Here is a 9317-nt window from a genome sequence, read left to right as displayed (position 1 = left end):
TCATCAGATAGTTGGTAGCCTGTTAGTTTGTATTCAACAGAACGACTATGTTTTTTGAACCGAGGAAAACCCTTTTTCCCAGTATCTGAGCATCGACAATTATGATAAAATCGACTAATTGATTGCCAGGCTCTATCAGCATCCGATTGACGAGCTTGGGAGTTTAATTTATTAACCCATGGTGTCTCTTTATTGTTAGCTAGTACCGCACAAAGTTTTTGGAGATCATTGCGGGTTGTCCCTTGATTTGACCGCCAATAACGAACACAAAAGTTACGCACAAACTGAGAAGTTCTGATAGCTTCATCGAGTTTCTGATATTGCTCTGGTGTTCCGTTTTTTAGCTTCGCTTCTACGACTAGCATCTAACAATCCTCGACCCTTGGCTAGGTTAAGTATAACAGAGTTCGCCGTTTACCCACAGATGGTGTTGATATTCTGGTCGGATTTCATCCCCCGCAAAGCTGAGTATCTTGTCGAAAAATGTAGCGGGGGCATTCATCCGACATTTTAGATAATCATTGCATCTCCATGGTATCTATTTTGGCTCTGGTTTCTTCCTCTAATTGCCACTCTCCCTGCGCCAGTCTTGAGAGGATTTCTTGTCGCCACTTGCTTAATTGTTCCTGAAAAGCAGCCCTTTGTAGATCGTTGCGCCAGAAAATTAGGGCTGATTCGCCAGTTTGCGGATAATAATTTTTACGCTCTCCAGCGACGCGGAAGCCAAAATGCTCGTAGAGTGCGATCGCTGACTGGTTCGACACCCTCACCTCTAGCGTAGCCCTTTCCAGTTGTCTTTGTACAGCCTTCTCCAGAAGTTTGTAGAGAAGCAGTTTTCCTAATCCTTGTCTTTGATAGTCGGGGTAAATTGCCAGAAGGGTAATATGCGCTTCTTCGAGAATTGCCCAAAAACAAGCCAATCCGATGATGGTTTCCGGATTGCTGGGTAGGGAGAGAATTAATAATTCACTGTTGGGGTTGTTTAATTCCCGTTCATAACCAGATAGGGTCCAAATACCGCCGAGACTGGTGCGATCAAGGGACTCCATCCCAGCAATATCTGCGTATTTTGGGGTTTTAAGCTCGATTTTTGGCATTTATCGGGGAACGGGTGGAGATAGGGGATGGGGGATGGGGGATGGGGGTTGGGAAGAATAAATAAAAATAATCTCCTGAATACTGACTTCTAACCCAATGGTAGATGTGGGATTTTTGCAGGAGTTCTATTTTCTGACAAAGATAAGCAAAAGTTATTTATTGACTGCAAAAACTTGAGAATATTTAAATTAACATTCCGCAATATTTACAAATTCTTAAAAATTAATTGAGAAAGATTTTTATTTAACAACGATGTTGCAGTGGTAACAGCGATTTGATAGGATTTCATAGTGGGTTATTCTGTGCTTTTTTGGGTAGCAATAGTTGAAACCCTTGTCACACCTAGAAGGTGATCCTAATTAAAACGGTTAAATCAGTCAATTTCACCCACAACGATGATCTTTTTTTTGTGTAGTTTTATTGCAAAAAAAAAGTTTTTTTGACAAAAAGCACAAAGTATGATAGCAACCAACGTATTTCTGGCTGCGAGTAATTATTGTAGAGGGGGAGAAGGGAGGGGGGAGAAGGGAGAAAAAGCTACTGAAACATCACCCATCTTAATTTTTTTGGGCGGCCATGGTTAAGGGTTGTCATCCGGTTATTAACATTTTCACGATAATTCTCAAAATCGAATAGTATAGATTGAAATAACTCAATGTACGCAAACCTATGGATGGCAGCTTAATCCTGTTCAATATTCTCAATCCGCCGGTTTTGTTCTTTTTCTTAGGAATGCTGGCAGTATTTTTTAAATCCGACCTAGAGATTCCCCAACCACTGCCTAAACTCTTTTCTCTCTATCTTTTGATGGCGATTGGTTTCAAGGGAGGTTATGAACTAGCGAAAAGTGGCATCAATAACCAAATCGCTTTAACTTTGATTGCCTCTGTGGTTATGGCTTGCATCGTTCCCATTTACACTTTCTTTATCCTGAAAATTAAACTCGATAGTGCCAATGCAGCAGCGATCGCGGCAGCCTATGGTTCCATTAGTGCCGTTACTTTCATCACCGCCAGTTCTTTTTTAGAAAAACTTCATATTTCCTATGGCGGTCATATGGTAGCGGCCTTAGCTTTAATGGAATCGCCAGCAATTGTAGTGGGTTTAATCCTGGTGCGAGTCTTTAAAGAGAAAAATGGCGAAGAAGAAGCGTTTTCTTGGTCAAAGGTTCTACATGAAGCCTTTTTAAATGGTTCGGTATTTCTCTTAGTCGGTAGTGTTGTTGTTGGTATGCTCACGGGGGAAAAAGGCTGGGAAAAATTAGAACCTTTCACCCAAGAGATTTTTTATGGTGCTTTAACTTTCTTTCTCCTTGATATGGGATTAGTGGCGGCGAAAAGAATCCGAGAATTAGGCAAAACTGGTTCTTTTCTCATCGGTTTTGCGGTGCTCATTCCCGTCATCAATGCTATGGTGGGCATTCTCATCGCTAAGGTTCTCGGATTTGAACAGGGCAATGCTTTATTATTCGCTGTTTTGTGTGCCAGTGCCTCTTATATTGCTGTTCCTGCGGCCATGAGAATGACTGTTCCCGAAGCGAATCCTAGTTTATACGTTTCTATGGCCTTGGCTTTAACTTTTCCTTTCAATATCATCATCGGTATTCCTCTGTACCTAGAGATGATTAAAATCATTGGCTGTGGAGTCTAAAAGGCCCGGCGGTTTTAAAATAATTCCTGTCAAAATTGTTCGCTTTCACTTGTCCCTTTTTTACTTAACTACCATGCTTGAATCCCCGCATCCTTCCCTACAAACTGTCAAAAAAGTAGATATAATTGTTAGTCATGCTTTTCTGGAAGAAACCTTAAGCGCTCTTGATGTTGTCGGAGTTTCCGGTTATACCGTCTTTGGCAGTACTTCGGGAAAAGGTGATCGAGGTTTATCCTGTGATGACTTGGATTGTGATTACAGTGGTAACTACATTATGACGGTTTGTAATAGTGACGAACAACTTGGTCGTCTGATCGATAAAATTCAGCCTTTTTTAAAAAAAGCTGGCGGAATTTTTGTAGTGACTACGGCCCAATGGCTAAGTCATTAGACCTCTTGTAAAAATCAAAAATTGTCGTAAGTAGGGAGGCACAATTATTGGTAGGATGGGTTAGCGCACTTCGTAACATGAGCGGGCGTTGGGTTTTATGCTTCAACCCAACCTACGTTCATCTTATATTTAATTCCACCCACCTACTTAGTTAATTAGGAGTCAGCAGTCAGGAGAACGATCTTTTCCGGTTTAGAATTTATCTGTATCTGGTCTGGGGCCAACAGCACCGGCGGGATTAACAAAAAGATTGCCCCCGGCTTCATTTTGGAAGATACAATCGATTTTCGGTTTGCCTTCCAAGGGACCGGTATAACCAAAAGTATTCATCCGGTTTTTACAACTTTGTACCTGCTGTCCATCGACTAATTTTTGTTGTTCTAAAATTGACCAGTTATTGCGTCGCAAAACGCAACCGGGTTGCATAACCGGTTGGGTAACAAAAACATTAAAGGGGTTAAGAGTGACATAAACCCGCAAATCGGTGACAATGGCACTGGCCCCAAATTGCACGCATAATTCCGCATTGGGGGCGCTGCGATCGATTACTTCCCGGGAAGCGACGTTTTCGGGGCTAAAATTAGCGGTAGAACTGAATACCAGACCGAGACCCACCCCTAGTACAAAAATACCGCCAATCAGGGCGATCATGGCATAGTTTAATTTTGCCAATAGGCCTCCGGAGGTCGAAGCGCGGGAGTCATCACCATAGGAGCGGTCATAATCACGATCGCGCGATCGGGGAGGAGTATAACGAGGTCTTCTATTCATAGAAATTTCTGATGTGGCCGCTATGGCGGTCAGTCGTTAGCTATTAGCTTATCACTGTTCTATCCTAGCAACCCGGGGGATAACCGACAGGATAGGTCTAGTATAGAGCTATATCGTTTTTTTTGAGGTTAGTATGCTATGGTGGATCACTAAATAGAGTAAGTCAGCCTAATCCAAGTTTCTATGCTAGATATTAGCTAGACAAATTCGGAGCGGAGGAACCACATTTGGGGGCGTATTTCTAGATTTTTTAGCCTAGAAAAGGATATCTCTCTATCCTAGCCCGTCAGCTAACTTCGTCGGCGTGGGGGGGAAGACTGAAACATCACTACATTCCTAGCAATGTCTTGATCGGTTCAGTTATGTCGCTGATACTACTTGATAGTGATAACTTACAGGAGACATTGTATATGGGGATTCTCATGCAGGTTCACCGATCACAACAATTTTAAGATTTTCCGTCGATAACCATATTTTTTGTGAGTTTGCTGTACATTCGGGCAAACTTTTAGTCGTATCGAGAAACCGAAAGTAAAAACAGGATCAAAAATGCTGGAATCTTTACCAATGTGGATTGCTGCGATGACTTTTATTGCAGTCATTGTGGTGATTATGTTCGAGTGGCTTCATATTACCGTAGCGGCTTTACTGGGGGCTTTAATCTTAGTTTTTACCCATATCATGACTCTCCAGGAGGCGATCGGTTATATCAGTCGCAGTTATGCCACTCTCGCCCTATTTTTTGGGGTAATGGTGTTAGTGAGAGCCTTTGAACCAACGAAAATTTTTGATTATTTAGCAGCACAAATGGTGCTTTTAGCCAAGGGACAGGGCAAATTATTACTAATAGGAATTGTCGCCATTACTACCCCAATCTGTGCGGTATTACCCAACGCTACCACGGTGATGTTATTAGCCCCGCTGATTCCTCCCTTAGCTCAAGATATCGGTGTGGATTTTGTGCCGCTCTTAATCCTGATGGTTTTCGTGGCCAACAGTTCCGGGTTATTAACTATTGTTGGTGATCCCGCTACTTATATCGTCGGTGATTCTATTAATATAACCTTCATGGAATACCTACAGCGTTTGAGTTTAGGTGGTGCCTTGGCAGTAATTACCATTCTGGTTATGTTACCTTGGTTATTCCCGAAAATCTGGCGGACAAAATTCGAGCATTTAGAAGAATTACCCCATCCGAAAATTAATCATCCTCGCGTCTTAGCGGTGGGGGGAATTATCGTCTTTTTAGTCTTATTTTTATTCGTCGTCGGTGAATCTTTTACCGTACCTATTGCTCCTGCGGCGGTTGCTTTGATGGGGGCCACTTTAGCCCTACTTTTAGCCCAGCAATCGAAAATAGATACGGTTCATAATATTCTCCGGGATGTGGACTGGAGTACCCTATTATTTTTTATGTCGATTTTTGTCCTAATTGGCGGCTTAGAAAAAACTGGGGTAGTTAATAGTTTATCGGGATTTCTGGCGATAATTTTAGGCAAAAATATCTTTTTAGGTTCTCTAGTCTTGCTGTTTTTTGTCGGTTTGATTTCCAGTGTCGTTCCCAATATTCCCCTAGTGGTGGCCATGGTTCCACTACTGAAACAGTACCTTGTTAATGTTAATTTAGTCGGGACAGAAGTTCTTTCTCCCGATTATGCCGGTTCTTTTCCCCCGTCCGTTTTACCGCTTTTCTACGCGATGATGTATGGGGCCACCCTAGGGGGTAATGGTACTTTAGTGGGGGCTTCTTCTAATATTGTCGCCGCCGGCATCGCTGAACAACACGGGGGCAAAATTACCTTTCATACCTTTCTGCGCTACGGCCTACCAGTGATGTTTACTCAGTTAGTCGTCTCGGCAATGTATATGTTAATTTTCTTTGTCTAGTCTATATCTGGGGGGCATTAATGTTAAGTTCGCCTAAGATTGACAAAAACGTTAACATTGATTAACATTCTCCTATCGTGCTAGATAATCTGGATTGGTCGGCGATCGTGAACAAAAAAATCTCTGTTTTAGCACCAGATTTATCCGGTGGTGGTGGCACAAGAGTCTATTTGATTGCTCAAGTCTTGCAACAGCTAAACTGTCAGGTGACGGTCTATGGCCCGATTTTTGGCCAGGAAATCTATCCAACCCCACCGCAGAATTTACCGGTGGTATCGGTCCAAGGCAATAATTATCCCCAGTTTTTTGGCCAGATCAAAACTTTACTCGATCGCCTCTCCGGAGAGATTATCTATGCGGTTAAACCTCGTCCCACCAGTTTCGGCATCGGCCTACTAAAACGTTTTTTTTCCCCACGTCCCCTAATTCTCGATATTGACGATTGGGAAATGAGTTGGTTTGGTGGCGATCAATGGTCCTATCGTCCTTATCCCCGACAATTAGCTAGGGATATCCTCAAAAAAAATGGTGCGCTTAGAGACCCAAATCACCCTCTCTATCTGCGTTGGATGGAAAATTTAATTAACCGCGCCGATGGGGTGACGGTTAATAATCAATTTTTGCAAAAGCGTTACGGGGGGATTTATTTACCGAATGGCAAGGATACGCAACTTTTCGATCCCAATCTCTACGATCCCGTCGCTTGTCGTCAAAAATACGGTTTATCTGCGTATAAAGTCTTAATGTTCCCGGGTACGGCTAGACCTCACAAAGGTTTAGAAGATGTCTTAATCGCTTTAGATCAAATTGGTGATCCTGATTTTAAATTGGTGGTGGTGGGAGGTCGCCAAATCGGGGACGGCTATCTGGATAGTTTGTTGGAAAAAGGCCAACCTTGGTTAATTCATTTACCTGCTCAACCGATCGATCGAATGCCGGAAGTTGTGGCCGCTGCTCATGCTATTATCGTTCCCCAGAGGGATGAAGCTACGGCTAACGCCCAATTTCCGATTAAACTCACCGATGGTATGGCGATGGCTAAACCGATTATTTCCACTAAAGTGGCAGATATTCCCGAAATTTTAGCTGATATTGGCTATTTAGTCGAACCTCGATCGCCAGAGCAACTAGCTGTCATAATTAGAGAAGTTTTTAATCATCTCGACTTGGCTAATGCACGAGGACTAAAAGCGAGAGAGCGCTGTATCGCCTCCTATAGTACCACCGCCATGGCGACAACTCTCTCTGGCATAATTACTTCTCTGGAAGGGAAATATTAGAGTGTAGGGAGTAGGATAATTGACCGTTGACTATTTACTTTATTACTTATAGCGATGAATCCTAATCAAATTCTCCTTAAATATACGCTTAAATACTGGATATTAGTGGTTTCCAGCATTGTTATAGGCTTTGTCAGTACCATATTTAATGGGGTAGGAACTGTTTTAGTTATCCCCTTACTAATTTCTTTTATTAATCCCGAAAATGATATCTTAAAAAATGCCCCTCAAATTATCAAAAAGCTGCTCTCGGTTTTCGAGGTTTTCCCAGTCGATACTCGTTTTTTCTGGATGTTTGCGGCGATATTAGGGATTTTAATTCTCAAGCACATTACCAATTTTGTCAGTAATTTACTAGGCACTTACTTGTCTTTAATTATGGCAAAAGATATGCGAATTGATTCAGTTATTCTGCTGCTAGAAGTGGATATAGATTATTATGTAAAAAGTAAAATAGGAGATATTTTTAATCGTTTCATGTCGGAGATTAATCGAGCCGTAGCATCGATTAGAAATTACATAAACCTGATTAAGATTATCGGCACAGCTTTCATGTACTTAGCTATTTTATTATCAATTTCTTGGCAATTAACTATTCTTTCTAGTGTTTTGGGTGGCTTTTTAGGTCTGCTTAATCAATACTTTGTCAAGAGATCGAAAAAGTTTGGAGAGATTATCACCGTAACGGCTAAACAGCAAACTAATAAACTGTTGGAACTATTAACTGGAATTCGCCTAATTAAAGCGGTAGGCAATGAAAGATACGAATTAGAATCTATTGTGGAAGATATCGAAGCCCGGGAGAAAGCTGGTTTAGATGCCCAGACTAATAATGCTGTAATCGCTCCGCTTAATGAAATAGGTGGAGTTGTTATTATTGCCTTAATTATTATTGCTGGTCGTTATCTTTTTAATGAACAACTTCAAGCTTTAGCGACAATTTTATTGACCTATCTCTATGTACTTTTCCGGGCATTGCCGATAGTTAGTCAGATTAACGGTGCTAGGAGTAGTCTATTGGGGGATGTTTCCGCAGTAGAGGTGGTAGCGGATTTTCTCATTCGAGAGAATAAACCATTTATGAGCAATGGCTCTATTCCCTATCAAAGATTAGAGACAGGTATTCATTTTGATAACATCCAATTTTCCTATCCCAGTCATCAAGAATTAGTTCTCAAGGGCATCGATCTTTGGATTCCAAAAGGAAAAATGATCGCTCTTGTTGGTGCTTCGGGGGCTGGAAAATCGACAATTGCTGATTTATTACCACGCTTTTATGATCCTACAGCCGGGAGGATTCTTTTTGACGGTCACGATTTACGGGATTATGAGATCAAAACTGTGAGAAAAGCCATGGGAATAGTCAGTCAAGACACTTTTCTCTTTAATAATTCTCTCCGTTTTAATATTGCCTACGGATTAAGCGATGTTAGTGATGCAGAAATTTTAGCAGCGACAAAAAGGGCGAATGCCTACGAGTTTATCTCCAAACTGCCGGAAGGACTGGATACGGAAATTGGCGATCGGGGAGTGAGACTTTCGGGAGGACAAAAACAAAGATTAGCGATCGCTCGTGCCTTACTGCGAGATCCGGATATTCTCATTCTCGATGAAGCCACCAGTGCTTTGGATACAATTTCTGAGCGTTTAGTACAGGAAGCGATCGATGAACTCTGTCGCGAGCGGACTACTCTTGTGATCGCTCACCGTCTTTCCACAGTTCAAAAAGCCTATCAAATTGTGGTGCTGGACAAGGGAAAAGTGGCAGAAATCGGCAATCATGAGGAATTATTAGCTCAAGGTGGTCATTATGCCCGTTTACACGCTCTGCAATTTAGTGATAGCAAAGAGGCCGACTCTAAGAATAGGGAAGATGAGCAAAAAAGAAAAGCTTATTTATCCTACGAAGCGAGAAGTAGTCTTAATAGTCTTTTAGGTTCTCTGCGTCTAGTATCTGAAGATTTAATCGAAGATTCTCAGGAGAAACAGGAAATTTTAGAAGAATCCTGTAGTTCGGCCATGCGACTTCTCCATATTATCGAAGACTACGAGTATTCCTCGACTCGATAGCTCTCCTGCAAAAATCAAAAATTGTTGTCATAGTTAGTAAAAGTATAGTCAAATATAGACAGACTGAATTCCATTTCAGAAATTCCCTTCACTTTTACTTCGAGAGATTAATTCTCCTTGGGTGAACTACGCACCTCTCTATCCCATAGCGGTTAAACGCATTTGGGAAT

7 protein-coding genes, 1 pseudogene and 1 riboswitch are annotated in these 9317 nt (G+C 41.8%); of the genes and pseudogenes, 5 read left to right on the top strand and 3 right to left on the bottom strand.

Annotation, left to right across the window (positions count from 1 at the left end; all coding sequences use genetic code 11):
* Positions 1–365: pseudogene (locus tag IM322_RS22965) on the bottom strand (RNA-guided endonuclease TnpB family protein); the annotation flags it as partial.
* 153 nt (positions 366–518) lie between these two features.
* Complete coding sequence (gene rimI, locus IM322_RS22960; protein ID WP_286826641.1) at positions 519–1097, bottom strand: ribosomal protein S18-alanine N-acetyltransferase; 579 nt, start codon at positions 1095–1097, stop codon at positions 519–521.
* A 670-nt stretch (positions 1098–1767) separates the two neighbouring features.
* Between rimI and IM322_RS22955 the strand changes: the two genes are divergently transcribed.
* Together IM322_RS22955 and IM322_RS22950 are read left to right on the top strand one after the other, a co-directional pair.
* Positions 1768–2748, top strand: coding sequence for a sodium-dependent bicarbonate transport family permease (locus tag IM322_RS22955; RefSeq protein WP_287675516.1), 981 nt, complete (start codon positions 1768–1770; stop codon positions 2746–2748).
* A gap of 73 nt (positions 2749–2821) precedes the next feature.
* The gene (locus IM322_RS22950; protein ID WP_287675517.1) at positions 2822–3139 is read left to right on the top strand and encodes a P-II family nitrogen regulator; all 318 of its coding nucleotides are present in this window, start codon (positions 2822–2824) and stop codon (positions 3137–3139) included.
* A gap of 192 nt (positions 3140–3331) precedes the next feature.
* Here IM322_RS22950 and IM322_RS22945 read toward each other — a convergent pair whose 3' ends face one another.
* Positions 3332–3910, bottom strand: a complete 579-nt coding sequence (locus IM322_RS22945; RefSeq protein ID WP_287675518.1) for a DUF3172 domain-containing protein — start codon at positions 3908–3910, stop codon at positions 3332–3334.
* 189 nt (positions 3911–4099) lie between these two features.
* Positions 4100–4230: riboswitch (cyclic di-AMP (ydaO/yuaA leader) on the top strand.
* A 229-nt stretch (positions 4231–4459) separates the two neighbouring features.
* Here IM322_RS22945 and IM322_RS22940 point away from each other — a divergent pair.
* The 3 genes from IM322_RS22940 (at position 4460) to IM322_RS22930 (ending at position 9147) form a co-directional block, all read left to right on the top strand.
* Positions 4460–5797, top strand: coding sequence for an ArsB/NhaD family transporter (locus tag IM322_RS22940; RefSeq protein WP_287675519.1), 1338 nt, complete (start codon positions 4460–4462; stop codon positions 5795–5797).
* A 107-nt stretch (positions 5798–5904) separates the two neighbouring features.
* Positions 5905–7077, top strand: a complete 1173-nt coding sequence (locus IM322_RS22935; protein ID WP_353737539.1) for a glycosyltransferase — start codon at positions 5905–5907, stop codon at positions 7075–7077.
* 54 nt (positions 7078–7131) lie between these two features.
* Positions 7132–9147 (top strand): ABC transporter ATP-binding protein, encoded by a 2016-nt coding sequence (locus IM322_RS22930; RefSeq protein ID WP_287675521.1) that lies wholly within the window; start codon positions 7132–7134, stop codon positions 9145–9147.
* Positions 9148–9317 lie beyond the last annotated feature (170 nt).

The organism is Microcystis sp. M109S1 (genome assembly GCF_020247025.1).
Lineage (GTDB): Bacteria > Cyanobacteriota > Cyanobacteriia > Cyanobacteriales > Microcystaceae > Microcystis.
This window is presented reverse-complemented; position numbering and strand designations above follow the sequence as displayed.